The 26,858-nt window shown below is 31.2% G+C and carries 29 protein-coding genes; 14 read left to right on the top strand and 15 right to left on the bottom strand.

The features are described from left to right. Positions 1-31 precede the first annotated feature (31 nt). From OEM44_04135 to OEM44_04125, 3 genes are all read right to left on the bottom strand, one after another. Positions 32-661, bottom strand: coding sequence for a class I SAM-dependent methyltransferase (locus tag OEM44_04135; GenBank protein ID MDH3515988.1), 630 nt, complete (start codon positions 659-661; stop codon positions 32-34). 447 nt (positions 662-1,108) lie between these two features. After that, positions 1,109-2,320: an NAD(P)/FAD-dependent oxidoreductase gene (locus OEM44_04130; GenBank protein MDH3515987.1), complete on the bottom strand. Its 1,212-nt coding sequence runs from the start codon at positions 2,318-2,320 to the stop codon at positions 1,109-1,111. Between the two features lie 50 nt (positions 2,321-2,370). After that, a complete protein-coding gene (locus OEM44_04125; protein ID MDH3515986.1) occupies positions 2,371-2,580 on the bottom strand; it encodes a hypothetical protein in 210 nt (69 codons plus the stop codon). A gap of 105 nt (positions 2,581-2,685) precedes the next feature. Between OEM44_04125 and OEM44_04120 the strand changes: the two genes are divergently transcribed. Continuing rightward, positions 2,686-2,811: a hypothetical protein gene (locus OEM44_04120; GenBank protein ID MDH3515985.1), complete on the top strand. Its 126-nt coding sequence runs from the start codon at positions 2,686-2,688 to the stop codon at positions 2,809-2,811. 257 nt (positions 2,812-3,068) lie between these two features. Here OEM44_04120 and OEM44_04115 read toward each other — a convergent pair whose 3' ends face one another. From OEM44_04115 to OEM44_04105, 3 genes are read right to left on the bottom strand one after another with little or no spacing between them, the layout of a single operon-like run. Continuing rightward, positions 3,069-3,830: an SDR family oxidoreductase gene (locus OEM44_04115; protein MDH3515984.1), complete on the bottom strand. Its 762-nt coding sequence runs from the start codon at positions 3,828-3,830 to the stop codon at positions 3,069-3,071. Positions 3,831-3,890: 60 nt separating this feature from the next. Beyond that, positions 3,891-4,814 carry an NAD(P)-dependent oxidoreductase gene (locus OEM44_04110; GenBank protein ID MDH3515983.1) on the bottom strand — a complete coding sequence of 308 codons (924 nt, stop codon included), beginning with the start codon at positions 4,812-4,814 and terminating at the stop codon, positions 3,891-3,893. Beyond that, on the bottom strand, positions 4,798-5,184 hold the full coding sequence (locus OEM44_04105) for a hypothetical protein (GenBank protein ID MDH3515982.1): 387 nt from the start codon (positions 5,182-5,184) through the stop codon (positions 4,798-4,800). The genes OEM44_04110 and OEM44_04105 overlap by 17 nt, the downstream gene beginning before the upstream one ends. An 83-nt stretch (positions 5,185-5,267) precedes the next feature. Here OEM44_04105 and OEM44_04100 point away from each other — a divergent pair, with 83 nt between their 5' ends. From OEM44_04100 to artG, 5 genes are all read left to right on the top strand, one after another. Next, a complete protein-coding gene (locus tag OEM44_04100) occupies positions 5,268-5,636 on the top strand; it encodes a C2H2-type zinc finger protein (protein ID MDH3515981.1) in 369 nt (122 codons plus the stop codon). Positions 5,637-5,772: 136 nt separating this feature from the next. Next, entirely contained in the window at positions 5,773-5,967 is a 195-nt protein-coding gene (locus tag OEM44_04095; GenBank protein ID MDH3515980.1) for a hypothetical protein, read from the top strand. A 32-nt stretch (positions 5,968-5,999) separates the two neighbouring features. Then, entirely contained in the window at positions 6,000-6,656 is a 657-nt protein-coding gene (locus tag OEM44_04090; GenBank protein MDH3515979.1) for a DsbA family protein, read from the top strand. After that, positions 6,657-7,136, top strand: a complete 480-nt coding sequence (locus OEM44_04085; protein MDH3515978.1) for a hypothetical protein — start codon at positions 6,657-6,659, stop codon at positions 7,134-7,136. Between the two features lie 233 nt (positions 7,137-7,369). After that, positions 7,370-8,296 carry a thaumarchaeosortase gene (gene artG, locus OEM44_04080; protein ID MDH3515977.1) on the top strand — a complete coding sequence of 309 codons (927 nt, stop codon included), beginning with the start codon at positions 7,370-7,372 and terminating at the stop codon, positions 8,294-8,296. Here the strand turns inward: artG and dinB are convergent. Beyond that, positions 8,293-9,387 (bottom strand): DNA polymerase IV, encoded by a 1,095-nt coding sequence (gene dinB / locus OEM44_04075; GenBank protein ID MDH3515976.1) that lies wholly within the window; start codon positions 9,385-9,387, stop codon positions 8,293-8,295. The two genes, artG and dinB, sit on opposite strands and share 4 nt — an antisense overlap. Before the next feature lie 455 nt (positions 9,388-9,842). On the opposite strand from dinB, the gene OEM44_04070 reads away from it, so the two are divergent. Further along, entirely contained in the window at positions 9,843-10,253 is a 411-nt protein-coding gene (locus OEM44_04070) for a hypothetical protein (protein MDH3515975.1), read from the top strand. Between the two features lie 81 nt (positions 10,254-10,334). On the opposite strand, the gene OEM44_04065 is transcribed toward OEM44_04070, so the two are convergent. After that, positions 10,335-10,736, bottom strand: coding sequence for an ATP-binding protein (locus tag OEM44_04065; GenBank protein ID MDH3515974.1), 402 nt, complete (start codon positions 10,734-10,736; stop codon positions 10,335-10,337). 70 nt (positions 10,737-10,806) lie between these two features. On the opposite strand from OEM44_04065, the gene OEM44_04060 reads away from it, so the two are divergent. Together OEM44_04060 and OEM44_04055 are read left to right on the top strand one after the other, a co-directional pair. Further along, complete coding sequence (locus OEM44_04060) at positions 10,807-11,607, top strand: CBS domain-containing protein (protein MDH3515973.1); 801 nt, start codon at positions 10,807-10,809, stop codon at positions 11,605-11,607. Between the two features lie 101 nt (positions 11,608-11,708). Beyond that, positions 11,709-12,176: a universal stress protein gene (locus tag OEM44_04055; protein ID MDH3515972.1), complete on the top strand. Its 468-nt coding sequence runs from the start codon at positions 11,709-11,711 to the stop codon at positions 12,174-12,176. 9 nt (positions 12,177-12,185) lie between these two features. On the opposite strand, the gene OEM44_04050 is transcribed toward OEM44_04055, so the two are convergent. Beyond that, positions 12,186-13,187: a TIGR00341 family protein gene (locus OEM44_04050; GenBank protein MDH3515971.1), complete on the bottom strand. Its 1,002-nt coding sequence runs from the start codon at positions 13,185-13,187 to the stop codon at positions 12,186-12,188. A gap of 466 nt (positions 13,188-13,653) precedes the next feature. Here OEM44_04050 and OEM44_04045 point away from each other — a divergent pair, with 466 nt between their 5' ends. Together OEM44_04045 and OEM44_04040 are read left to right on the top strand one after the other, a co-directional pair. Continuing rightward, positions 13,654-13,893 (top strand): hypothetical protein, encoded by a 240-nt coding sequence (locus tag OEM44_04045; GenBank protein MDH3515970.1) that lies wholly within the window; start codon positions 13,654-13,656, stop codon positions 13,891-13,893. Continuing rightward, positions 13,880-14,398 carry a DNA-binding protein gene (locus OEM44_04040; protein MDH3515969.1) on the top strand — a complete coding sequence of 173 codons (519 nt, stop codon included), beginning with the start codon at positions 13,880-13,882 and terminating at the stop codon, positions 14,396-14,398. The genes OEM44_04045 and OEM44_04040 overlap by 14 nt, the downstream gene beginning before the upstream one ends. Before the next feature lie 216 nt (positions 14,399-14,614). Here the strand turns inward: OEM44_04040 and OEM44_04035 are convergent, their stop codons facing one another. Beyond that, positions 14,615-15,235, bottom strand: a complete 621-nt coding sequence (locus tag OEM44_04035) for a LysE family translocator (GenBank protein ID MDH3515968.1) — start codon at positions 15,233-15,235, stop codon at positions 14,615-14,617. Positions 15,236-15,285: 50 nt separating this feature from the next. Next, positions 15,286-15,996: a PAC2 family protein gene (locus tag OEM44_04030; GenBank protein ID MDH3515967.1), complete on the bottom strand. Its 711-nt coding sequence runs from the start codon at positions 15,994-15,996 to the stop codon at positions 15,286-15,288. Positions 15,997-16,349: 353 nt separating this feature from the next. Between OEM44_04030 and OEM44_04025 the strand changes: the two genes are divergently transcribed. Continuing rightward, entirely contained in the window at positions 16,350-17,444 is a 1,095-nt protein-coding gene (locus OEM44_04025; protein MDH3515966.1) for an inositol-3-phosphate synthase, read from the top strand. Here OEM44_04025 and OEM44_04020 read toward each other — a convergent pair whose 3' ends face one another. Then, complete coding sequence (locus OEM44_04020; GenBank protein MDH3515965.1) at positions 17,445-18,182, bottom strand: carbon-nitrogen hydrolase family protein; 738 nt, start codon at positions 18,180-18,182, stop codon at positions 17,445-17,447. Positions 18,183-18,362: 180 nt separating this feature from the next. Here OEM44_04020 and OEM44_04015 point away from each other — a divergent pair, with 180 nt between their 5' ends. Then, entirely contained in the window at positions 18,363-21,887 is a 3,525-nt protein-coding gene (locus OEM44_04015; protein ID MDH3515964.1) for a chromosome segregation protein SMC, read from the top strand. Here OEM44_04015 and OEM44_04010 read toward each other — a convergent pair. After that, on the bottom strand, positions 21,884-22,849 hold the full coding sequence (locus OEM44_04010) for an ABC transporter ATP-binding protein (GenBank protein MDH3515963.1): 966 nt from the start codon (positions 22,847-22,849) through the stop codon (positions 21,884-21,886). The genes OEM44_04015 and OEM44_04010 overlap by 4 nt on opposite strands. A 94-nt stretch (positions 22,850-22,943) precedes the next feature. Here OEM44_04010 and egtD point away from each other — a divergent pair, with 94 nt between their 5' ends. Continuing rightward, entirely contained in the window at positions 22,944-23,966 is a 1,023-nt protein-coding gene (egtD, locus tag OEM44_04005) for an L-histidine N(alpha)-methyltransferase (protein ID MDH3515962.1), read from the top strand. On the opposite strand, the gene egtB is transcribed toward egtD, so the two are convergent. Beyond that, on the bottom strand, positions 23,963-25,273 hold the full coding sequence (egtB, locus tag OEM44_04000; protein MDH3515961.1) for an ergothioneine biosynthesis protein EgtB: 1,311 nt from the start codon (positions 25,271-25,273) through the stop codon (positions 23,963-23,965). The two genes, egtD and egtB, sit on opposite strands and share 4 nt — an antisense overlap. Positions 25,274-25,372: 99 nt before the next feature. Further along, positions 25,373-26,815 (bottom strand): proline--tRNA ligase, encoded by a 1,443-nt coding sequence (gene proS / locus OEM44_03995; protein MDH3515960.1) that lies wholly within the window; start codon positions 26,813-26,815, stop codon positions 25,373-25,375. Between the last annotated feature and the right edge of the window lie 43 nt (positions 26,816-26,858).

Raw genomic sequence — 26,858 nt, 5'->3', positions numbered from 1 at the left:
CTTTGATCAATTCATTAATCGGATTTGAATATTACTTTGCCGGTTTTGTACCTATTATGAATAAAGTCCCAAATTCACGTTTCCATTTTTTTCTATTCTTCAAATCTCTAATGTTCTTGGTGCTTACTCTAAATCCTGCATTCTGAAAAAATAATTTCCACTCTTTTTTTGAATGTAAATGCATCTTAATTTTCATCATCTTTGCCCATTTTGCAGTTGCCTTGTTATCTGTGTAAAAATCAGTCCCACAAAAAAATTGTCCACCTGGTTTTAATAATTTAAATATTTTTTTTAATGCTGTGTCAATTGAATCTGTATAATATAGTGATTCCATTGAAAAAATAAAATCAAATTTTCCTTTATATTTCATAGATTCAATATCTGTGTGGATGAACTCTTCTTTTTTATTTACTATTTTTTTCCTAGCCTGAATGATCATTTTTCTACTTTTATCGATCCCAATAGCTTTTTTACAATTTTTTTTATTTACTATTTTTCTTACCACCCATCCATTTCCACATCCGACATCTAGAAATGTAAATGGTTTATCAAATGGTATTTTTTGTAAAAACTTTAGAACACTATCTCTATGTTCTACTTCCATTAATTCAGCCCTTCCATTTTCAGCCCATTTGTCAAAAGTTTTTCTAACCTTGTCCATATTCACTATATTTTTTATTTCCAATATAATCTTCGGCTTTATGATCTTTGAGATGAACAACTTCCATGTGTTTCTTGTATCTAACTTTCAATAATTGGTTTTGAAATGAATTATCTGATGAATCATCTCTATATTGTGGTGATAAATTAGTTGATAAGTCTAAACACTCTCAATGCATAAGACTAAACAGAATAATTTGTAAATCATATGTATTTATCCTCCGTAACAATATATCTTAATTTACACGTCTTACTAGATTAATTATTCATACTGTCAAAAACCAAATTCAATAGTTTTCATTTGATGGATCACGTCTTAATATGATAAAAAAATACATTCTTAGTCCAGATTGTTTAATGAAGTGTTATAACACGTATTTGGATCTGGTATCTATGTGAATCATATACAATATCTAGATGTTATCGTTGCCCCATTGATGTTTGTTAACTATCTTCCTTTAACTAGATTGAATAATTGTCTAACTGCAAGTTTTGGATGATGCGTTGCCAACTTAACCATGTTTGTTAATCCAAACTCTGCTTTAATGAAATCAATAAATTCTTCTGGTTTTAATTCTTTTATTATGTTTAATTCTTTATCCCAATCACTATCTGTCAACTTTATCCATCTATCCTGAACTTTTCCTGCTGAATTAATTTTTGACTCAATTTCTTTTCGCCAAATTACTTCATATGGGTAAAGTGCTTTTTCATCTGTTTTTCCAGATTTTATCGCATTTGCTGATATTTTTCCTGCTACTCTCCCGTATTTTATTGCGTATCTAATTCCTTCTAATACAAGTGGATTTGCTTGTCCAGCTGAATCCCCAACTAAAATTAGATTATTAAAAACTGTTTTCCTTGACAATCCATCATTTGGAATTAGACCATAATGAAATTCTATCGGAGTTATCTTTCCTAATTTTTTTATAGGTCCTATTTTTTTATCCATCAAGACTTTAAGTCTTTGAGTAGGGTCTACATTTGATTCTGGTTTTCCTACGCCTACCCCAATTCTTACAATATTGTTTCCTAATGGAAAAATCCATGCATATCCTGCAGGTGAATATTGTTCTCCCACCATTAGATACCATGTATTTGGATCTACATTCTCTGCTTTTACTTCATATTCTGCTCCAGCACCAAATCTCTTCCACTGCGTTACAAAACCCATTGCCTTACTCACTATTGAAGTAAACCCCGTAGCATCAATCACCACTTTGGAATAAAAAATCGTTCTTCCTTTAGGACTTGAACCTTTAACTCCTTGGATATCCCCATTATCATTTTTAATTACTGCATTAATGTTGGTCTTGACAAAAATATCGACCCCTAATTTCTCTGCTTCATGTGCTAACCATCTGTATGTTTTTCTTACATCTAATACTGCAGCTCTTGGAATTGAATCACTAATGGTTACTTCATTATTTGGAGAACAAAATGAAAAATTTTTGATTGGATTATAACAATCATCTGGTATTCCAAATTCTTTGATATTTTGAATCCAAGTTACACCGCTTGTTCTAACAGTTTCTGCAATCGCATCTTCCTTTTCAAGTAAGGCAACTTTTACTCCATCTTTAGCGGCTGCAAAAGCTGCTGATGATCCTGCTGGCCCTGCCCCGACAATTACTAAATCATAATGATATTCTTCTGACAATTAATCTAAATCAAAATTATCTAGGATATAATTTTGAGGTTTGGTGAATGTTATTTTTTCAATACTGGATTACCCTCACTGTCATTTTCTCTTTCAGAATCAAAAGTTTCCATATGTGAAGGATCTCTGTGCATATAGCTATGAGTTTTACCTTCGCTTTTTCTGCAAAACTTTGAATGGATTGTCTCTTCTATCTTTAATGTGGTCTCATTTTCGTGAAATAGACGTTTTCCACAGTCAGGGCATATCAATTCAGGCATAATCCTGTTTATCATTAAATCTATTTAGATGTTTCAAACTCTGAATTCCATCTATTTGAGATTTTCAATCCTAAACTTTAGATGCTAAGTAAACCATAACTCCATATGGATGAATCTGAATTACTATCTTTTACTCTGTGGTCTGCAATAACTGGAATTATCATGGTAGTTACCAGTCTAAGCTACAAGGCATATTTAGGTAAAGATAATGATGAGATCTCTTCCTCTTGAGAAGAAAAGTAAATGTGTGCTTGCAATTGTAAAAAGTTTCAAACTAAATTCTACTATATCTGTTTTATCTAGTGTTATACATCACGATTCCATAATTGATGAATTTGTATTTGGATGCATTATCTTAGATAGTGATATATCAAATATTACCTTAAAGATACCATACGATCTTGGAAGGACTATTATTACAAGGTATTATTCATGAACCCACATTTGTATTACACTTGTTGTCAAATTTAGTTTTTGAAAAATACTCATCATCCTTCTGAAGCTGTTTTTCCACCATCTACATTTAACACAGTCCCTGTAACCCAATTTGCTTCATCTGATGCTAAATATAGAACTGCATTTGCTACATCTGCTGGTTCCCCTATTCTTGCAAGTGGTAATCTTTCTTCAAGAACTTTTCTAGCTTGAGGATCATCAAGGTACGATTTTATCATTCCAGAATTAATGATTCCTGGATTTACACAATTACATCTAATATTTTTTCTTGCATATTCCACTGCAATTGATTTTGTAAACATTACGATTGCTGCTTTCGTTGATGAATATACTGCCAAATGAACTCTCGGGATTGCACGTTCACTTGAAATAGATCCTATGTTTACAATGACACCCTTTTTAACATCTGACATTTTTGGAATAACTGCTTTTGTCATATTAAACACTCCTAACAAATTGACATCTATGAGTTTTTTTATTTCAGAATTTTTCATTTCATGAAAGTGTATGGGATCATTAATTATCCCTGCATTATTTATTAAAATGTCAATTTTTCCATATGTGTCCATGATCTGATTAACTGCCTGCAATGTTTGAGATTCATCAGTCAAGTCACATGAAATTGATGCTGTTAGTGCTTCTTTTCCAACCTCTTTTCTTGTTTTTTCCAATTCTTCTAAATTCCTTGCAATTAGAACTACTTTGGATCCCTCTTCTGTAAACCTCCTTACAATTCCTTTACCAATATCACTGGATGCTCCTGTAACGATGGTTACTTTGTCTTTTAATCTCATACTATACTATAGAATTAGTAACTTATAGAATTTTTGTTGAATTCCACTCGTGATCTTGATTTATTTTACATTATTGATCTTTTTGATATATTCTATAATACTTGTATAATCCATATCCCCAAATCCTGCTTTTACTGCATTTTCATAGATCTGCTCTGCTTTTTTGATCATTGGCAATTTAACATCTAATGATTTGGCCGCATCTGTCATTGTACTTATGTCTTTTTTAAGATTTGCAAGTGTAAATGTCACATCATATTTTCCATCTATCATCTTGTACGCTTTATTTTCACTCATACCTGTTTTGAAATATGTAGAGTTTAAAATCTCTAGAAATATTTTTGGGTCTACATTTGCTTTTTTAACCAGTATGATTCCTTCAGATAATGCAAGCGCAAGCATTGTGATCTGTAGATTCATAGCTAACTTGATTGTATGTGCTACTTCGTTTTCTCCTAAGAAAAAAATTTTATTTGCAATTTTTTCAAAACTTTTTTTACATTTTTCAAAACTTTTTTTATTTCCTGATATCATCATGACCAAATGACCTTTGATCGCAACATTTGGTCCTCCCATAACTGGTATGTCCAGTTTATTGATGTTGTATTCTTGAAACCTTTTTGAAATATTTTTGGACTCTAATGGATCAATTGTACTCATATCTGCAACAATTAGTTTGTCATGATTTCCTTTAACGATACCGTCACTTCCAAATGATATTTTTTTGACAGCTTCTGCATTTCTTACTATTATTATAACTAGCTCTGAATTTTTTGCAACCTCTTTTGGAGATGATACTATCTTTACCCCCTTTTCTTTTAATTGCAATGTTTTATCATTTGTTCTATTATATGCTGTTACAATAAACCCTGAATCTACTAAATGTGATGCAACTGCACTCCCAAGCATTCCTAGTCCTATAATTCCAATTTTTTTCATTACTTGTGATTCACCATTGTCACTTTTTTTAATGCCTTTCTTCATTTTGAATTTCCCATTGACTATTGCCAAATCGTGATGCGATAAATTCTAGTTGACCTATTGTTTTTTCACCTCTTTTGACTTTGGCAAAATCAAATTTTTTCATCCGTATTACTTTCTCCTTTGGTTTATATCCTCCCTCAATGATTTTAACCTTGAATCTTTTACTTGCTTTGATTATCATCTTTCTTGCAGTATGTACATCTCCCATCCATGAAAACATTTCAAAATCTCCAAAATTCTTAGTAGAAATACTATATCCATACAATCTTGCTTCAAGTTTCATTGATTGAGATTTTGATTGTTCATTTAACCATGATACAACCTCTTTACCGTGACCTTTTTCCACTCCAAACGTCTCTGAATCGCTCATCTACTCAAACATCCAATATCAATCAATAATAATAATTTTCAAATTAATGTTAAACTAAAATATTGATTTGAATGTAAATTTTTATGCTTATAATTGACTGTAAGGATGTGATTTCTATTAAAAGTGAATTATTAGTTTATGTTGCGGATCAAGTTGCAGCAATACCAACTTTAAAAAATAACCAATTTACTTTGTCAACTTTAAATGATGACGAAATTCTTGATACTAATTTAGTCATTTCTGCAATTAAAGAATTTTTGGATTTTATAGGCGAAGGAAGAAATTTTGCAGTAATCGCTAGTAATAACATGATAAAGATAACATCTGTCTCTGGAAGAATAATAGAACGTGATGACCAAAATAAATTTGAAATGTTTTCATGCCCTCATTGTGGTTTTATAACTCAGTATGAAGTCGAACTTACTACACATATGAAAATTCATTATCTTTAATTTCTTTTGAGTATTTTCAGTCTGATTCTGATTTGAACTTTTCCTCTTGTTGAAAAAGAATATCTTAAAATCTATTTTATATTCTAAACTGTAAGGTGGTAAGGATCTTTATATGCATCATCTACAAGAGTTTAATATGAAAAAAAGTGGTGACGGAGTTACCAAAGTTTATTGTGAAAAATGTGATCTTGTTTTTAAATCTAGAGAGAAATTTGAAAAACACCTTGTTAGCCATTCCTCAAATATTGTATATGACGTGTGTCCTGTAGATACTGCAATTGCAAAATTTCTTGATTTGTTCAAACGAAAGTCTTCTCGTAATTTGGAATAAGTTTTTTTAACCAACTTAGTGTATTTTTAATTGTGAATAAAAAATTCTTAATTTTGGGCGTGATTATTATAATAGTTGCAGTTGCAATACTTGCATCTTCTTCAACTCCTGAAACTGTTAATCTTGATATAACTAGAACTCATGGTACTATTTCTACTTCTATGGGTTCTCCAATTTTGGGTAATCCTTCAGCACCTATTACTATTGTGGAATTCGGTGATTATCAATGTCATCAATGTTACAATTGGTATCATAATACAAAACCATCTATAACCCGTGAATATATTGATACTGGAAAAGTAAATCTTGTTTTTGTAGATTTAGCATTTCTAGGAAATGATTCTCCAAAAGCTGCACAAGCATCATATTGTGCTGAGGATCAAGGACTTTATTGGGATTACCATGATCTTCTTTACAATTCACAGGAACCAGAAATTGATGGAGGTTGGGCAAATTCTGAAAGACTCAAAGCATTTGCATTTTCGTTGGGGCTTGATATGAATTTGTTTGACAGTTGTCTTGACTCTGAAAAATACTCAAAGCGTGTTCAGTATAATATTCAACAAGCACATGAGCATGATGTGAACGGAACTCCTGGATTCTTTATAGTAAGCTCTGATGAACAACAACAAATTAGAGGCGCTCAACCATTTACTGTATTTAAACAAATTCTGGATCCTATGATCTAAATGATACAAACAATCAAACTCGTGTTTTCAAATTTGATGTATCTAATTATTTCATTTACAATTTTTGTATCAATGCTAATTGTTTTACTTATTTTGTCTGAATATGTATTCTTAGAACCTTATGTTGTGAGTCATTTGCCTCCTGGAACTGAACTTGGGTTGCTTCTGATTGTGACACTTTCGGCATTGTCTGCTTTGGTTATTCCAATGAATATCTTTCGAATCAGTATTCTTAAAAGTTCAAAACAAAAAATGAGTGGTAGCATTCTTGGTTCAGTGGTTGGAAGTATTGCAGGTGCATGTAGTTGTGGACCTGTTGGATTTGCAGTAATCTCTACATTTGGTTCAATTGGCGCAACAACCACTGCGTTTCTCACTAATTATGAGATCCCAATCAGACTAATTGCTATTGCTGTTCTTATTGTGACATATTTTACTACTGTAAAATCACTCAAAATTGAATGTAAGATTAACTCATGATGTATTTGAGTTATCTTTTTGCAAATTTTGTAGTTTGAAACACATCTTACAGTAGTCTGAATAGCACTGTAACGTTCATTAAATTCAGATTTAATGCCCTAGAAAAAAGAATGAATTTGATAAAATTAACTATGTAAATGATATCATCACAGTCAAATCATTATTCTTAATGAATTATTTTTTAAAATTCACAAAGTTGAGACTTTTATTTGCCTTTTTTTGAGATGAATTTAATGCGGAATTGGAATCTTATTTTTGGGATTTTTATTATTTCTAGCCCTATCATTTTCTCAATAATTGCATTTCCTGATTCAGTTGCTTGGAGTTGGAATGAAGGTCGTGGTGGTTATTTCTTTGCTCTAGTTTTCATAATTGCAGAGCTTGTTGGACTAAAAATCATTATTTCTAAGAAACGATTACTCTCTGTAATTCCATTATCTGCTCTTACTATTGTTTACCTTATTTCATTAGAAATCGGTCTTAGAGATTACATTATTGAATCTGCAAAATTGTTTGATGTACAATTAATCTATTCATGGACATGGATGTGGGATTTCATTGTGATGGCTATTTTTGTAGTTGTTGCCTTGAGTATTTTCTTTGGCAAACGTTGGATTCGAATTGCACCTGCTGGTCCTATATTTTTGATTGGAACAGGAATTATTCTTTCACTTGATGCCTTTTTTCCATATGATACACTCGGTCCTTTACAATACATTGTCCCATATTTTGTTCAAGCCAATGTATGGCTAATCACGGTACTTGATCTAGGAACTGCAGTGGGGAGGGATAATGTCATGTTTTTACGTGGAGATCATGGCTCTATGGCACTTCAAGTTTTTTGGCCATCAGCTGGAGTTCACAGCATAATTATTTTTTCGTTGGTGATTGGAGCATTTATGTTAAAACTAAATATCTCTAGAAATAGAAAAATTATTTATTTTGGTTTAGGAATTATTGGAACAATCACTGTAAATTTAATTAGAATTTTTTCCTTATCCTGGTATGCGCTAAAGGTAACTACTGACCCTGTAGCATGGGAAGAATATCATAAAATTGCAGGAGAGATAATGTTCTTGCCTTGGTTATTTGCATTCATCCTTGTTGTAATGATTATAGAGTCCAGGCGTCTTAATCGACTTGATAAAAATCGAACTTAGAAATAACTTGTAATCTCTCTTTGACCTTGTACTTCTGACAGATCTGAAACTTTAACTCCTAGTCTTCTGATTGTGATTATTTGATTTTCCATTGCTTCCTTTAGTAATTGATCCGCATTTTTTTGTAATTCTTCTAGGCTTGTTGTAGGATTTCGCAGCATTTTTGATTTTGATCTATTTGATAAATCTGATTGTACAAAGTATATGCCAATTGATTTGAACATTCGATTGTTTTTCATTAATATATCATGTACTTCTTTACATAATTCTGTAATGTTTTCTGATAAAAATTGATAATCTTTTGAATCTTTTTTTAATGTTGTAATTTTACTATACTGTATGCTTGCTTCTCTTTTTTTAACTGGTTCATTATCTATTCCTCTTACTGAGTTGTAGATGAAAATTCCACTTTTTCTTCCAAACTCTTTATTCAGAGTAAATATGTCTAATTTTTTCAAATCTTGGATTGTCTCCAAATTCATCGCTGCAAATTTTTCATCTGTCTTCTTTCCAATTCCTGGAATGACTCTAATTTTCTGTGGTTCTAAAAATGCCTCTATTCTATTTGGAGGTACTATAGTAAGACCGTCTGGTTTGTAAAAATCAGAAGCAATTTTTGAAACTAGTTTGTTTGGTGAAATTCCTATAGAACAACTAAGTTTCACTTTTTCTCTGATTGAATTTTTTATTTGTTGAGCAAGATGACCAGCTTTATCAAAATCTTTTGTTACTCTTTCTGTTACATCCAAATACGCTTCATCTCTTCCTACATATTCAAAAATATCTGCGTTGTTTTTCATTATCTCCATTGCTTTCTCAGATATTTCAGAATAATAGTCAAAATCTACGGGCAAAAATATGGCATCTTTTCTGTCTTCTAGCCTTTTTCTTGCAAATGAGATTGGAATTCCTGATTTTACCCCATATTTTCTTGCAGTATAGTTTGCTGTTGCAATTGCTCCACTATCTCCACCTCTATCTGAAAATACACACACACAAACAGGTTTGGTTTTTAGTTCTGGGGATCTAATCTCTTCACATTGAGCATAAAAGTAATCAAAGTCTATGTGGAAAACTACTCTAGTTTCCAATACTGTTCTACGATGTTTTGGTTATTACTATATTACGTATTCATCTAAATAAAATCAATAAAATAAACCAAGATCAAAAATAAACAGATGATAATTAAGATCTAATAATTCTTCATTACAAACTAGTCTCAAAGTTGTCAAAAATCACTACAAGATTAATGTTTAGACATTTATATGATAATCTTATTTCGAGTAATTTTTCGTAATAAGTGCCTTTGTAGAAACTTCTACGGACTAAATTTTCGGCGATAAAATGAAATGTATGGGTTGTCAAATATCTTTCCTTCATCCTCATCCTCAATGTTTCATTCATTTTTTTTGACCTCACAAATTATAATACATAATTTAGAAAGAATTAATCCAAGGTTACATGTTGTTTCTAATATCAGAATCTCGTATTTTGAAAATTCAATATACAATCTTTATTAGAAAAAAACCTAATAGAATAGATAGATATGGAAAAAAACCAAAATTCATCACAAAATAGAATATCTCAGTCAGGTGCTGATCTGCTTAATGCCCTAAAAGTTAGCTTTGATTTTTGGCATAAAAATTACATTGATGCCCCATTAAATTACCCTCTAATCTGGAAAAAAGCATTGGATTCTAATTCTGAGATTTCAAAAATGATTGAAAAGACATGGAGAAATACCATAAAACAAGGTACAGAAATTCAGATGGACCAATTCTTGGAATATTGGTCACAAGCAATACGAAAATCTAACTTTGAATTGGCCAAAAAACCGATACAAGAATGGCAAGCATTTTGGGAAAACACCACCACCGAACAATTTAAGATATATTCTGAAGTCTTGAAAGTATTGGAAAAATATTGGAAAAACGAACAAAGAAAAAGCATAGAATAACTAAAGATTAAGATGTCATACATAAATCAATAATTACAATTTAAATGGTTTCATTAACAAGAATTATCTATATCTATATTCCTAGTTCTTTTTTATAATTAATTCATCGAATCCCTTACTAATTAACGGTGTATCTAATTGCTTGAGTTGTTTGTAAATTACAGATAATGGAAATGGGTCACGTCTACTTTTTTGTCTTTTCTCAAGAATTATCTGAGAAGTATTCATGAAAACTCCTCTTATCTTTGATTTGTATCTTTTACCAAGTTTAATATGTTGTTTACGGATTATTTCAGTCAGATTCGTGTCATCAATTACCACGCTGATTCCTTTTTGGAGATACTTCTCTATGCACTCAAGCTCTTCTTCTCTATTATTAAAATGAGATAATGCTATGCGTTTATGCTTAAAATTTAATTTAATGTATGTAGTTTTTCCGCTTAAAGCAATCCCGATCATTAAAATATATTCTAATTGAGACATGGTGTAATAAAAATAGTTATTATAATATGATGTTTTTGAATATAATGAATAATCTTTGTCAATTATTAATTTGAGTCTAAAAGATCTACTTCCACTATCTTTTAGCTCTACTCCTGCTGTAAGTATACGAAAAGAAAACAAGGTGTGGGTTGCAACAAGTATGCTAATTCACTACTTGGAATCATTCACAGATTCACTTGTTGTTACAGAAAAAGATGAAAAACCTATTGGAGTAATTGGAGGTAAAGAAATAATTGAGAGTATTTTCAAAAACCCTTCATCAGACTTTTTTGATAATATGACTGTAGAGCAAATTACAGATGAAGATCTGGTTATACTCTCAGACAAAACTACTTTGAAAGAACTTTTGGAAAAATGGAAGCAGACTAGGAGAGCATTTTCAATCATTCCTAATACTTTAGGTGGGTATTCTGCAATATCTGCAAGAAAAATACTTGAAATTGGCGCTAATTGTGTTACAGATTTCACCATATCGGAATTACCTAAAAAAGAAATAATCACATTTGAAAAAGATAACACCATAATGGATATCATCAGTTTGATGTTAGAAAAAAAAACCCGTAAACTACTTTTAAAAGATACAAATTATTTTGTAAGTGATCGCTTACTCATTCAGAGTATTGCCCAAGAATTCAATTTTTTTAGAAATATAAAGTTCTTAGAATTGCATATTGAAGAATCATTGAAATTTGAAGAAGGCAAAAAAATTTCCAAAAACTTGAATTTGGCAGATCTTTCAAAAATCATGTATTCTATGTTACATCCATGTGTAATTTATCATGATCAAGTTGTTACTCCATGGGATATTTGCATGGCATTACAATCAGATAGAATAGAGTTTTTAGGATAGCATATCTCCAAAGTAAAGATCTCTACTATTTGATTATGACTACGATCATACTGATTGAGAATTTATCTCATCTTAAATAACGAATATGATGTTTTCAAATTATGTATAATACAATTCTTGTACCTCATGCTGGAACTGAAGCAGGTGATAAAGCATTAGAACACGCAATTTATCTAGCTAGTACTTCATCTAAAATTATAATTTTACATATAGTAGAAGAAATACAATATCCTCCATCATTTACTCTATCTTCATCTGAACATAAAAATCTGCTAAAGAGTATAGATACTGCAAATAAGGAAATGAGGGAAGATATGGCGAAAAAGATGGAAAAATATGCCCAACAATGTAAAGAAAAAGGGATCCCATCTGAAGTCATTGTGAAAATTGGTGATGCAGCTGAAAATATCTTAAGAGTGATTACAAATCAAAAAGTGGATCTTGTAGTAATGTCAAAGAGAAGAAAACTAAAAGGAATAAAAAAATTACTATCTTTAGGCAGTGTTTCAAGAAAAATAGTTGAAAATACATCATGTCCTATATTTCTGTTAGATATTGAGAAATTATGATTTATCTAATTATGGTTTAAACAATAAAAATCCTAAAAGAATACTCAAACCAATAAAAATTGTTATTGTGATGATCATATGTTGTTGGGCTTTTTCTTTTTCGAAAAATTTTCTTGGGGTTACCCCACCAATGAAAAAAACTATCATCATTCCCAGTACTAAACCAATAATGTTTGCTCCAGTGAGTGTCAGTGCGTTTGAAAACATATCGAAATTTAACAATGCGATTCCAATCCCTGCAACTGTGGCTGGAGGCACTAAAGCAGCTGCAATTGCCACTCCGACCAGAATTCCTGGAATGTTTGTAGTCATTGCAATACCTCCTGCAAATCCTAATGCAATTGCCACTCCTAAAAATACTGGCGAGATTTCTGTTCTAGATAAAATTTCATTTGTTATCGGCAAGTCCGTAAACTGGATTGTGATTGCAGTCAGGAGTGCACCTGTACCAATAACTGCCACCAACAAAATCATACCTGAAATTAATGACTTGATCATCTTGTCGGACTTTCCAACTGCTGTGTTGAATGAAAATGCCGATATTGGACCAAGTAGCGGAGATATAAGCATGGCTCCTATCACAAGCGAAGCGTTGTTTGCAAAGAGCCCTGCAGCTGCAACACCTGCTGCAATAACTATCATGAAAAGTAGATTCTTGTTAAAACTTACACTTGGCTCTATTATTGACTCATACTCTTCAATCAATTTTTTCTTTTTTACCTTGACTTGCTTTTTTTCGAGTTCTTTTACATAATTTGAAAGGTAGTCAGAAAGAGTTGCTTCTATTGCAAAACTAGTCACATACAATTCTTTTCTCCTAGTATCTATCATCTTGTTTAATTCATTTGCCAAACCACTGGATAATGAATCAGGGCATATTCCGGTATATCTCAAAAGCTTTTCGTCTTCTGCTAAAGTTAATTCAGAATGAAACGGAATTTTATATTTTTTAAAGGTAAACTCTACGCTTTGACTTTGTTGCTCATAACAAATAACTTCGATTTTTCTCAATTCCTTGATTTTCTAATCCAATTAATATTATATCTCTATTGATTAATCAAAAATTCCAATATATGATATTCATCATTTACTTTATCAGTTAGATATCGAAGATTTAATTTTTTTCCTTCAACCTTTTCATCTTAACTTTTCTTAAAAAATGATACAATTGATTAATTTTCAATACAAGTAATTAACGTAATCTTGCAATCTGTTTTTTACAAACTCTATATGGCATCTTTTACACCTATGCCGTTGTAGTTGCATTATATGGAATCAAAACATTCTTAGAACTAAAGTCTAGATTTACTTTTTATACACATACACTATATCTGAATTTAAACCATGACTAATTCCAAAATTTATTACTTCTCAAAACTAAATCAAAATGTACAATTAATTCTTGAATTAATATAGAAAAAATACTGTTGAATAATTGACTCACTTCATCTAAATACTGTCTATATTCACTTTTTTTATGGAATATCCTGTTTCTGCTGACGAAAAAGGTGTAAACATAAAACCTGAAAAAATGGAAAAAGAAAAACTTTATCATTGTATTTTTAAGAATAAAGTAATGTTGATTTTCAAAGATTCTCAAGATGTTCTGAACTGTTATGAGATAGAAGAGACAGCTCTAGTAGATAAAATTAGAAAATGTGGTAATAATGATGATCTTGAAAAAATATTTGACGACTATCTTAATGGAAAAACCTGAAAAATTAAATAAAAGCCAAAGAGCATTTCGTTATAATAGGAATTTAAAATTGAGCAACAATAACAAATCAAAAGATGCAGAAGATATTTTATCTGAGTTTGGTTCTAGACTTAAATCCGAACCAACATCCGAACCAACATCCGAACCACAATTTACTGCATCAAAAACTACTGTTGATGACTTTTCAAAACCTCGTGATAAAAACTATTTTTCTGATTCACCACATTCTAACGAAGAACGTGATGTGATTTTTGTTGGTATTAAACCCATAATGACTTATGTTTCAGCAACTCTGACTCAACTTTCTACAAGGCCTACAGTTACAATCAAAGCCCGTGGAAAAAGAATCACACAAGCTGTTGATGTTTCACAAATGATAGTTAAACGAATGGACTCAGTAGGGTATTTTGTTAGTGACGTGAGAATCTCATCTGACTCTTTAACTTCACAAGATGGAAAACAACGTAACGTCTCAACAATGGAAATTGATATTTCAAAAAATTAATTTAAAGAATTTAATTATAATTGCATTTGGAATTTTTATTGTTGGGTTGTTGATTAATTTTAGTAGTTATTCATGTTCTCCTCAACACATGTTGATAATTAATGATATTTTTAAATATGAAAAATCACTCAATCCTGAATCTTGTGAATTACTTGTTAAAAAAATTAATTCATTTAACGAAACATGTGAACCAAAAATTGAAATTTTGGATTGTGGTTAAAGTGAAATGTCTACTAAAAACATTATTCCAAAATAAATCAACATGATGCTTAACCCCGACATCATGAATTTGTAACTCTTACTTGATAAAATCTTAACACTTTTTGATGCAAGAAAGGCTACTACTCCTAACCACGCAAAATCCATCCATATGTGTAATGCAAATACAATTAGTATACCTGTAAATGCCCAAACTAGCATAGCATCTGAAATTAATTTGAATCCTATTGTTAACCACCATATTATAAAAAATGGGTTAAACAGACTTAACAAAATTCCTATGATTAATGGATCCCTGTTTAGTTTTGATTTTGTAACTTTCTTTTTTTCAAATATTGTTTTTAATTGTAGTGTTCCAAAAATAAAAAGTACAATTGCGCCTAAAATGGATATCGCTATTCTGAATTCTGGAAATGCTTCTAACGAAAACACTCCAATCCCAAGTAAAATCACTAATGGTAATTCTACTATGGCATGTCCTACTGCTATTTTGATTCCTGTTTTTACACCTCCTTGGATTCCTGATGAAATATTTGCCACAAAAAGTGGTCCTGGCATCATAACTCCTGATGCTGAAATAACCATCACCATAAATGCAAATTCAGTGATCTCGACCATTCTTTGTCCTTAGTGTTTAATTAATAATGGAATAAAGATAATGAATTTTTTCACTGATACATTGTATCTTTGAGATTCTTTGATTCTATCTGTGCTTCTTTTATTAACATCTCGGCTTTTTCTGCCTCTTTTTGTAATGATGAAATATCACATAATGCTCCTGGAATTAATTTGGACATTGCCACACAAAGATCTGCACTTGATTTAAAATCAGGACCTGTTCCATCAGAGTGAAAAATAATTACAATCACATCTTGATTTGAAATACTTCCTTCATTTAGCAACATTCCAGGAATTCCTGGAATGGTACCATTCTCTAATACTTTCAAACCTGCTTCTTTGATTTTTGTTCTTGCTGTGTTGGTACTTCCAATACCTATCATCTCTTCATCATTTAATGATTTTACTGCAACACTGCTAACAATTAACCCAATATTGTGTTTTTTTGCCCATTTTAGCATTGTTTTAGCGGTGATTCTTTGTAATGATTGATCAATTGTAAGATATGATAAAAACACAGCTAATTTCAAATTCTTATTTATAAAAATCCTGGTCGGAAAATTTGGCTTTCCATTTTTTACTATACTGATTGGAGGGAAACTTTCTGAATCAATCACACCTGCTAATTCAAACTGTGATGTCTGTATCATTGATTCTGTTGCTATTGCACTGCTAAATCCCATAGATGGAAAACCATCTATCAGATATCCACCATCTAAATCTATTTTTATTAATTCGTTAATTTTAATTCTTGGAAACAATGACTATATTTTTACATTGATCAAATAATAGTTTTTATCTAAATATGAACTATTTTTGTAATCCGGTTGACATGATATCTTTTACAAATAAAAAAACCTTAAGCGTTTTTTCCACCATTATCTTTGATATAATTTTTAACCATTTAGTGAATTTACTGATTGAAATCATCCCTATTGAGATAATCCGTAAAATTTTTCCCCGATGATATATCTGAATCAAATTTCACATCTTTAACTGAATGTCTATACATTATCATAATTTCATTCGATGCCAAGTATAATATCTTGTCTTGTGACAATTTTTTTATTTGTTTAAGAAAACTTTAAACCCGCCTAATAATACCATTTTTTGGTTGACAGATAGAATTAAAGTTGCATTGGTGGGGATAGGAAATTGTTTTTCAGGGTTAATTCAAGGAATTGAATATTATAGAAAAAACCCCTCTCAAGAAGTTACCGGAATTATTCATGATAAATTAGCTGGATATGGAATTCATGATATTGACTTTGTATGTGGATTTGATGTAGGTGAAAATAAAGTTGGAAAGTTACTCCATGAAGCAATTTATGAATTTCCCAACATGGTTAACTGGATTCCTAAAGATGAATTACCAAAAACATCTGCAAAAGTATATGAAAGTCCAATATTGGATGGGGTTGGATTATGGGTTGAAAACAGAATTAAACCTATTACAAGTACAAAAAACCCAGAACAAATAGCTGAAGATGTAAAAAAAATACTCAAGGATACTGGAGCTGAAATTATTGTATCGTATTTACCTGTAGGTTCTGACAAAGTCACTGAATTCTGGGCTCAAGTTTGTCTTGATACTAATACTGCTTTTGTAAATTGTATTCCATCCTTTATTGCATCTGATGAAAAATGGGCAAAAAAATTTGAAGAAAAAAATATTCCATGTATTGGTGATGATATAAAAGGACAAGTTGGTGCAACCATTGTTCATAGGACTTTAGCTAAATTGTGTAGTGACAGGGGAACAAAAATTGAAAAAACATACCAAATCAATGTTGGCGGTAATACAGATTTTCTTAACATGAAAGAACAAGATAGACTCATGTCTAAGAAAATTTCAAAAACTGAAAGCGTTCAAAGTCAACTTAAGGAAAGACTAGATGATGATCAAATTTATGTAGGCCCATCTGACTTCATACCATTTTTAGGTAATACTAAACTCATGTTTATGAGAATTGAAGGTCGTCAATGGGCCAATATTCCATATAACATGGAGGTTCGTTTAGAAGTTGATGATAAGGCAAACTCTGCAGGGATTGTAATTGATGCAATTAGGTTAGCAAAAATTGCTCTTGATAGAGGATTAGGAGGACCAATTAAACCTGCCAGTGCATATTTAATGAAGCATCCGATTGAGCAAACATCTGATATTGCTGCAAAAACTGCATGTGAAAAGTTTGTTACTGGCAATTAATCACTGAAATCTATTAGAATCTGAAAATCTGTTCCTTCTGCTCTGTTCATATTTTTCAAGTGTAAATTCTCTTGTAACTCCTTGCTCTCCGTTAAGTCTGGTGATTTTTGTTGTAATTATGTTGCTCTTTTCAGTTAAATCTACCACGATACTGTTTCCTCCAAATCTCATATTTTCCACATTTGCTGCTAGGATTGGTATTCTATTTTCAAGTGCTCGAGCTTGAACATAAATCTGCCATGGCTCTATACCCTTCTTTACAATTCTACTTGGTGCAAATAGAACTTGGGCCCCTTTTTTTGCTAATGTATTTGCCACATTAGGGAACACCATGTCATAACAAACTATGATTCCAAATTTACAGGCTGTGTTGAAAATTTTAGCCTCATTTCCAGGTTTCACGTTATCTCTTTCATGGCCAAATGGGTGGATTTTCTCTTGTTTGCCTATAAATTCGCCTTCAGGGCCTATAATTGGTGAAATAATTGATGTTTTTTTGTTTTCTGTTTCATAAAATGCTCCTGGAATGATTGTCATTGAATACTCTTTAGCAATTTTTTTAAATTCTGAAAATTCTAAATTAAAATCCCTGATCTCATTATTTTTTAGCCATTGTTCTGGTAAGCAGACAATTTCGGCATTATTTCTTCCTAATTTTTTAAGAATCTTTGAAACTCGTAAGACTCCCTCCTCATTTGTATCACATGATGTAGTTTGAATTAATCCTAATTTTATCATGAGTATGTAATTTTTATTTGGTAATTATAGGTAAGTGTAAACATCAAATTTTTTAATAAAAACTCATTCAAATAACATACCGCTACGAAAAATATGATAACATAACAAGAAAAATTATGCAATTATGTCAACTAAACTTGTTAACTATCGATTATCCTACGTAATGAGAAATACTTCCTATTGGTTCACGTTAAAAAAGTTGAGATCTATGGTTTCAAATCATTTGGATTTAAGAACACTACTGTACAGTTTGAACCTGGTCTTGTCTCGATCTCGGGTCCAAATGGTTCTGGAAAAAGTAACATTTTGGATGCAATAATTTTTGCGATGGGCGAAAATAAACCCAAAATTATGAGGGTTGATAAACTACGATCTTTAATTCATGATATTGATGGAAATCACCGCGGTCCAAAAATGGCAAGATCTAGCGTACATTTTGATAATTCTGATAGAAAGATCCCCTTAGATTCTGATATTGTTGAAATTACTAGAGAAATGGATGAAAATGGTGAAAACATATACTATCTAAATAAAAAGAAGACCCAAAGAAATCACATTCTTGATCTTCTTGACATGGCAAACGCTGGTCTAGGTCAACTAAATGCAGTGCAACAAGGAACTGTTACTAGGATTTCTGAATTCACTTCTGAAGAAAAAAGACGCACCATTGAAGATTTAATCGGATTATCTTACTTTGATGAGAAAAAAACTGAATCTATAAAACAATTAGATGATGCAGATAGGCGATTAGAGATTGCTCTGGCAAAAATGGGTGAAATCAAAAAAAGAATTGATGAACTTGAAGAAGAAAGAAATCAAAAACTACGTCATGATATTTTGGAAAGAGAGTTAAATCGTTACAAGGCAATATCTGCAGCCAATAAAATGAAGGTAATTTCAAGCAAAAAAGACTCCAAAGAATCTGATTTGCGCCAAATAACTACTGAAATTGTAAAACTTAATAGTGAGCGTAATGAATTGAGGGCTAAAATCAACGAACTTGATACTGATAAAACAAAACTGATGGCTAAGGCCAATGATTACAGTCAGGCAAAAGCTTCACTAGATTTAGAGATTAGTTCTGCAATGGAGCAGTATGAAATTGATAACAGTACAATATCTGCGTCAAAGAAAAGATTACAACAAATAGATTCTAGACTTCCAGAAATCCAAGCTGAATTAGAGGAAATTAACGCTACAAGAGGTAACATAAACATACGTCTTCAAGAAATTAATGAGTCCATAAATGAAACCAATCTAAGGAAAAATAAAATTAATGAAGATTTACAAATAATTGATACACAGAGAAATAAAATTTTAATTGAGCAATCAGAAGCTGCTGCTAAAAAATCTGAAATTGATAATAAAATTAAATCACTGACCCGTCAATTGAATGATGCAGATTTAAAACTCTCCAAGCTTGATCATGAGAGAGAAGAGTCAAAAACTAAAATTAATACAAATTCTATGAAGTTCTCTGATCTAGAAAGTGATATTGCTAAATTGACTGGATATCAATATCAATTAGAGTCAATGCTCAAAAATCATAATGATACAATATCTGAATTAAAATCTAGGATATCAAAACTACATTCAAGAAAATCTAAAATTATCAATGACTTGGATGAATTAGGGTTGATTCTAGAAAAATCTAGTACAGCTGCAAATCAATATGAATCAAAAATCAAAACAGTGAAAGGATTCATGCATGAAGATTATACTGTTGCAAAATTAAAAGAAGATTCAGAAAAACTAGGAATTATAGGATTAGTATACGAAATGATTTCATGGGATAAGCAATATGAGCGTTCAATATTGGCAGTGAGTTCTGATTGGATTAAAGCAATTGTTGTAAAAAATTTTCCAACATTGCTTGAAATTGCAGAATTTGCAAGAAGTAAAAATCTTCCAAAACTAAAAATCATTCCATTGGATGCTATCCCGAAATTCAATTTGACACTCCCAAAAATATCTGGAATTGTAGGTGTCCTTTCTGATTATGTCATTTGTAATGATGATTACTCTGCACTCAAAACGTTCCTATTTGGGAATATTATACTTGTAGACACACGGAAAACTGCATACAAAATGTCTCAAATGGGTTACAAAACAGTAACCACGAATGGTGAGTATTTTGAAGCAAAAGGTGGAACTGTAGTTATTGATATCAATTCAAAAATTTCTAAACTAACAAAGCTAATTTCAATGAGTAGTGACATCGATGGTTTATTCCAATCAATTAACTTAATCAAAAAATATGTACAAAAGAAGAAACATTCATTGAAAAAATTGGATGATTCTATTCAATATTACACTGAACGACTTTCACTTTCAGAAAATTCTTTAACATCTACAAATGAAAATTATTCTAATTTAAAATCTAGAATAACATCTGCAATTAGTATGAAGGGACAACTCACAACACGAATATCTGAATTAACTTCTAGAACTAATACTATAGAATCTGAGATAAAAACAACTGAATCTCATATTGAATCTTTACAACAACGTATTGCGATAGTTGAGGAAAATTATGCAGGCGGTGAACAGGATCGTATTGCAAATGAATTGTCTAAAATTAACATGAAAAAATCTGATATTGAAAAAATGTATACCACTATCATGAATGAATACCGTGATAAATCGTCACAGCAAACTACATTACAAACTCAAGACAAGCGAGAACAATCTCAATTCAGTAGTCTTTCAAATGAAATTGATTCCCTGAATCTAGAGCATCAAGAATTAGAACTTAAAATTCAAGAATTAGAAAAACAAAAAAATTCAAAAAGTGAGGTTCTTATCAAATTAAGAGAAAAAGAACAAGATCTTATATCGACATCTGGTTCTTCTATTAGCCATCTTAAAGAATTTGATGATCAGTTAAATATTTTCAGAGAGCAGGCAACTGATCTCACAAACCAAATTAATATTTTGGAACGCCAATCCGATTCATTAAAACGTGATCTTCATGATTTGGTTGAAAATGAAACCAAATTACAACAAATCCTTACTGCTTTTGGATTCAATAAAAACATGGATACTTTTGATGTTGATCCAATTGTTCAAGGTTTAAGTGCTGAACTTTCCTCCCTTAACGCATTAAACGCAAAAGCTCCTGAGACATACCTTGAGGTATCTTATGGTTATCGGTCAATGTCTACTAGAAAGAATTCTCTTGAAGAAGAAAGAAATTCTATTGTTAAATTTATTGAGGGTATAGAAAGAGACAAACGACAAACATTCTTAGATGCATTTGATAAAGTCGATAAAGAAATACGCCTAATTTTCAACAAAATGACTGGAGGGAATGCATGGTTAGAATTACAAAACGAAGATGACATATTTAATTCTGGAATCTCCTATCTAATTCAATTCCCAAATAAACCTAAAAGAGAGTCTACATCGATTAGCGGTGGTGAAAAAACATTAGCTGCAATTGTATTTGTTCTTGCATTACAAAAGCTAAAACCATCTCCCTTTTACCTTTTTGATGAAGTAGATGCACATCTTGATGCTCCTAATTCTGAGCGACTTGCAAATATCTTAGAGGAAAGATCCAAAGAAAGTCAATTCATTATGGTGTCTCTAAAAGACTCTGTTGTACAAAAAGCTAAATTGATTTATGGTGTTTTTCCAAAAAATGGTGTTTCCAATGTTGTCACTTATAAGGATAAGCGTATGCAATCTGTTAGAACAACCTAATCTAATTTTACATAGCATGCAGAATAATGATCGTTGTTTATTTTTTCTAAATCTGGTTCTTTAATGCATTTTTCAATCACATATGGACATCTTGCCCTAAATCGGCATCCTTGATAAACATCTATGTCTGTTGGTCTGTTTATTCTGATTTTTCTCTCTCTGTACAGATTTTCTGGGTCTGGTTCTGAAATTGCATCAATTAATGCTCGTGTGTACGGATGTTTGGGTGCTAATAACACTTGGTCAATGAGTCCAATCTCTACAATTTTGCCCATATATAATATCCCAATTCTTTGCCCAAAGTATCGTGCAGTTGTCAAATCATGTGTGATGTAAATAAATGAAATGTTATATTTTTTTTGTAATTCTTGCATTAACTCTAACATCTCTGCTCTGATTGACACATCTAGCATTGAAACTGGTTCATCTGCCAAAATCACTTTTGGTTTTAATGCCAAAGCTCTTGCTAAAACTACTCTCTGTCTTTGTCCTCCTGATAACATGTGAGGATATTTATTGATAATTTCCTCAGCTGGCTCTAATTTTACTTCATGTAACACTTGTATCACTCTTTTCAATCGTTCTTCCTTGTTTCCAAAATTATGAATCTCTAGAGGCTCTGATATGATGCCCATTATTTTCATTCTTGGATTGATTGAGTCATAAGGATCTTGATGAATCATCTGACAGTTCATTCTAATTTTATCTATGTTTTTCTTTTTATCATTGATTTCTTGCTCATCATAAAAGATTTTCCCAGAATCTAACTCGATTGATTTCAGAATTAACTTTGCAATTGTTGATTTTCCAGAACCAGATTCACCAGCCAATACAAAAACTTCGCCTTTTTTAACAGCAAATGATACATCATCAGTCGCTCTAACTGTTGAAGATTTTGAATCAAAAATCCCTTTTTTTGTAAAATATTTTTTTAAATGTTCTACTCTCAATATCTCATTCATTAGATTTCATTTAATAACGAAGTATATCAAGAAAATGATTTACACGTAATGTACAGCATAAAGCATTTATGTTGAATAAAGACCAGATTTAAACTTGAACGATATAATTCAAAAAAATCTTCACTATAAAAAATATGTTCTAGATTCCAAACTTCAATATTTTAAACCGCATTCTAGTACTATTGAAAAGACTTTTGCAGAAGAAATTTTTTCTAGTCTTAATAGAGACTCTAAATCTATCAACCCTAAGTTCTTTTACGATAAAAAAGGCTCAGATTTATTTGAAAAAATATGTTCCTTGCCAGAATATTACCCAACACGCACTGAAATCAATATTCTCAAAAAATTACAGACTAAATTATCTCTATTTTTAGATGATTCTTTTCAATTAGTTGAGCTTGGAAGTGGCGCCTCTGTTAAAACTCGACTAATTCTTGATATTTTTACTAAATTTCAAACAAAAATAGAATATTTTCCAATTGATATATCTGAAATTCTTACAGAAAGCTCTGAACAGTTGCTCAAAGATTACGATGGTCTGCATATTACCGGAATAATTGATACTTATGAAGGTGGTTTAAAATTCCTCAAAAATTATAACAACAAAAAAAATCTGATCTTGTTTTTAGGTTCTAGTTTTGGAAATTTCACTCCCACTGAAGGGCACAAATTCTTACAAACAATCTATTCTGTGATGAAATCTGATGACTTGTTTCTGATTGGATTGGATTTAGTTAAAGATAAACAAGTTTTGGAGTCTGCATATAATGATTCGGAAGGAATTACGACAAAATTTAATCTTAATGTTCTTTCTAGAATTAATGATGAGCTAGATGCTGATTTTAACCTAAATAATTTCTCACATTATTCTATATACAATACAAAATATCAGAGAATTGAAATGTATCTTAAATCTCTAACAAATCAATCTGTTGTCATATCAAAATCTAACTTCTTGCTTAATTTAACAAAAGATGAATTAATTCATACTGAACACTCTCACAAATATAGACTGGATCAAATTTATAATTTATTGAATGGTGTTGGATTTAAAATCAAACATACTTGGTTGGATGATAATGATTATTTTTCGTTAACTTTGGTATCTAAAAATTAGATATCTTCTGCACACCTAAAACCTGAGAACAACCATCGTTCATCTAATCTGAAGAAATTTCTATAACTTCCTCTGATTGACATGTTTGGAGTTGCAAAAGAACCTCCTCTCAAAACCTTCTGATTTGTAAACCATTTATCATTATACTCATCAAACCCTGATTTGAATCCAGGATACCCATTAAACTCTGAGGAAGTCCATTCCCAAACATCTCCAATCATTTGTTGACATCCAGACGGACTACTGCCTTCAGGAAATGTTCCAATATCTGTACATTTCCAATAATGTGATTCAAATAAATTACATTTTTCTATTGTTGGATACTCATTCCCCCATGGATAGATTGTTTTATCTTGTTTTTCTTCATTCCAGCATGCAGCCTTCTCCCATTCTGCCTCTGTTGGTAATCTTTTTTCTGCCCATTTACAATATGCGTCTGCTTCATAGTAACTTACATGGGATACTGGTTCATTTGGATTTATTTTTCTAATTCCTGAAAAATCTCTTATGTTCCACTCACAATCAATTTTTTCCCAATACATGGGGGCTGTCCATTGATTCTTTTTTACTTTCTCCCATCCATCAGATAGCCAATACTTGTAAGTATCATACCCTCCATCTTCCATAAATTCTAGGTATTGCTGATTTGTTATTGGATACACATCAATTTTGTAATCATTAAGAAATACTTTGTGTTGGGGCAATTCAATATCATAACAAAACTCTTTTCCATTATATCCAAGAATATACAATCCACCCCTTATGTGAACTGATTTCTTTTCAACTTCGGGTTTACTCTTAATTTCATTTTTTTTTTGAGGCTTGTATTGTTCAGCCAATAAATGTTGTAAATCATATACTAATAATTCCTGATGTTGACATTCATGATGAAATCCCATTATAATTAATTTCATCTGTTTGTCATTCAAAGTTTTGAACTGGATGAATTTTTCAACTCTTTGGTTGATTATGTTAAAATATTGAAAAATCTGATCAATTGTTGGTCTTGAAACCACCCCTCTTAATCCTTTGTCATGAGGAACACCGAATTGTTGATAGTATGAATTCAAATACTCTGAGTATTCTGTTGAATAAAAATTATAATTTTTATCTATTTTACTCATAATTGCTTCATAGATCCAACTAACATGTCCTATGTGCCATTTTGGTGGACTCATAAAAAATGCAGTTTGAACTACAAAATCGTCTGTTTTTAAATTTCTAACTATCTCCAATGTTCTATTTCTTGTTTCTCTAAATTGCTCCAAAAGTGATTTCTTTTCTTCCAATTTAGTGGTAGTTGTCAACATTTCAAATTAACATTTTCCATTATTATGTCTGACTCTATTTTTGATATTAATAAAATAACAAATACACCATGAGTTCGTATTATATCTAAATCTCTTCTAATACCCTCTTGCAAAAACTGGAATTGAAATACTTTGTTGGTTACAGTAGATGCATTTTTGATTTGCATTTTCACTACCAAATGGTAATACTCTGATGTCTGCACCTGTTTCTTCTTTAATTTTTTCTTCACATTCCGTTTTTCCACACCATGGGGCATTAAAGAAACCTCCTGTCTCAATTTTTAATTTAAATTCAGTATAATCTGAAATATCGATAGAATTTACTTTAGCTTGGATTTTTGCATTTACGAACATTTCCTTTTGGATTTCATTTAAAATTGTAGCAATTGTTTCAATTTCTGAAAAACCTAAATTCAATTTTTCACGATTGTGTCTTTTTGCTATCACCACGCTTTCTTTTTCAATATCCTTGGGACCTATCTCTATACGGAGTGGAATTCCCTTTAATTCACCATCATTGAATTTGTAACCTGGGGATAACCCTTCTCTGTCATCTACGTATACTCGAATTTTTTTTACTTCCAGATTTTTTTTTATTTCTTCTACTTTTGATAATACTGCATTCATCCCTTCATCATTTTTGTAAATTGGAACAATTAGCACTTGTATTGGCGCTACATTTGGTGGTAATACTAAACCTTTATCATCACCATGTACCATGATCATGGCACCTATTAACCTCCATGATATACCCCATGATGTCTGCCACGCAAAATGCTCCACATTATCCTTATCGGCAAATTTCACTTCAAATGGTTTTGAAAAATTCTGCCCTAGAAAATGCGATGTACCCATTTGAAGTGCTTTACCATCTGGCATTATTGACTCTATAGTGGTTGTGTATACTGCACCTACAAATTTTTCCTTCTCACTTTTCTTTCCTTTAATAACTGGAATTGCTAATTCCTCTTCTACTGTCTTTTTGTAAATCTCTAATATCTTCATGACTTCTTTCTCTGCTTCTTCTTGTGTTGTATGTACCGTGTGACCTTCTTGCCATAGAAACTCTGATGTTCTAAGAAATGGTTTTGTGGCCTTAATCTCTGCTCTGAGTGCTGTATTCCAAAAATTAATTTTTAGTGGCAGATCTCTCCAACTTTGAATCCATTTAGAATACATTGTGTATGCTAATGTTTCAGATGTTGGTCTTAATGCAAGTCTATCTCCTATTTTATTAGTTCCTGAATGAGTAACCCAAAATACTTCTGGATTAAATCCTGCAAAATGTTTCTTTTCTTTACCTAACAATGATTCTGGAATTAGTATTGGAAGAAACCCATTTTTAATCCCGTTCTTTTCAAATTTTTTGTCAAATGTCTCTCTAAGTGATTCCCAAATAGAATACCCATCTGGTCTAAGGACAATAAGGCCCTTAACTGGCGCATAATCTGCTAATTTTGCTTTAAGAACTACTTGTGTATACCACTCACTAAAATTATCATTTTTTGAAACTGTAATCCCAATATCTTCTTTATTCAAACTAAAATTCCAAGATTTAATTAACTAATGAGCTTTTCGTGAT

The sequence above is a fragment of the Nitrosopumilus sp. genome (assembly GCA_029862745.1).
Taxonomy (GTDB): domain Archaea; phylum Thermoproteota; class Nitrososphaeria; order Nitrososphaerales; family Nitrosopumilaceae; genus Nitrosopumilus.
This window is presented reverse-complemented; position numbering and strand designations above follow the sequence as displayed.

Excerpts from the sequence above, each read along its gene's own strand:
- OEM44_04055 (MDH3515972.1), top strand. The coding sequence starts at position 11,709 with ATGTATAATACAATTCTTGTACCTCATGCTGGAACTGAAGCAGGTGAT.
- OEM44_04065 (MDH3515974.1), bottom strand. The coding sequence starts at position 10,736 with ATGTCTCAATTAGAATATATTTTAATGATCGGGATTGCTTTAAGCGGA.
- OEM44_04010 (MDH3515963.1), bottom strand. The coding sequence starts at position 22,849 with ATGAATGAGATATTGAGAGTAGAACATTTAAAAAAATATTTTACAAAA.
- OEM44_04070 (MDH3515975.1), top strand. The coding sequence starts at position 9,843 with ATGGAAAAAAACCAAAATTCATCACAAAATAGAATATCTCAGTCAGGT.
- OEM44_04085 (MDH3515978.1), top strand. The coding sequence starts at position 6,657 with ATGATACAAACAATCAAACTCGTGTTTTCAAATTTGATGTATCTAATT.
- OEM44_04120 (MDH3515985.1), top strand. The coding sequence starts at position 2,686 with ATGGATGAATCTGAATTACTATCTTTTACTCTGTGGTCTGCAATAACT.
- artG (MDH3515977.1), top strand. The coding sequence starts at position 7,370 with ATGCGGAATTGGAATCTTATTTTTGGGATTTTTATTATTTCTAGCCCT.
- OEM44_04105 (MDH3515982.1), bottom strand. The coding sequence starts at position 5,184 with ATGAGCGATTCAGAGACGTTTGGAGTGGAAAAAGGTCACGGTAAAGAG.
- OEM44_04100 (MDH3515981.1), top strand. The coding sequence starts at position 5,268 with ATGCTTATAATTGACTGTAAGGATGTGATTTCTATTAAAAGTGAATTA.
- OEM44_04035 (MDH3515968.1), bottom strand. The coding sequence starts at position 15,235 with ATGGTCGAGATCACTGAATTTGCATTTATGGTGATGGTTATTTCAGCA.
- OEM44_04040 (MDH3515969.1), top strand. The coding sequence starts at position 13,880 with ATGGAAAAACCTGAAAAATTAAATAAAAGCCAAAGAGCATTTCGTTAT.
- OEM44_04125 (MDH3515986.1), bottom strand. The coding sequence starts at position 2,580 with ATGCCTGAATTGATATGCCCTGACTGTGGAAAACGTCTATTTCACGAA.
- OEM44_04045 (MDH3515970.1), top strand. The coding sequence starts at position 13,654 with ATGGAATATCCTGTTTCTGCTGACGAAAAAGGTGTAAACATAAAACCT.
- OEM44_04110 (MDH3515983.1), bottom strand. The coding sequence starts at position 4,814 with ATGAAGAAAGGCATTAAAAAAAGTGACAATGGTGAATCACAAGTAATG.
- OEM44_04095 (MDH3515980.1), top strand. The coding sequence starts at position 5,773 with ATGAAAAAAAGTGGTGACGGAGTTACCAAAGTTTATTGTGAAAAATGT.
- OEM44_04115 (MDH3515984.1), bottom strand. The coding sequence starts at position 3,830 with ATGAGATTAAAAGACAAAGTAACCATCGTTACAGGAGCATCCAGTGAT.
- OEM44_04135 (MDH3515988.1), bottom strand. The coding sequence starts at position 661 with ATGGACAAGGTTAGAAAAACTTTTGACAAATGGGCTGAAAATGGAAGG.
- OEM44_04020 (MDH3515965.1), bottom strand. The coding sequence starts at position 18,182 with ATGATAAAATTAGGATTAATTCAAACTACATCATGTGATACAAATGAG.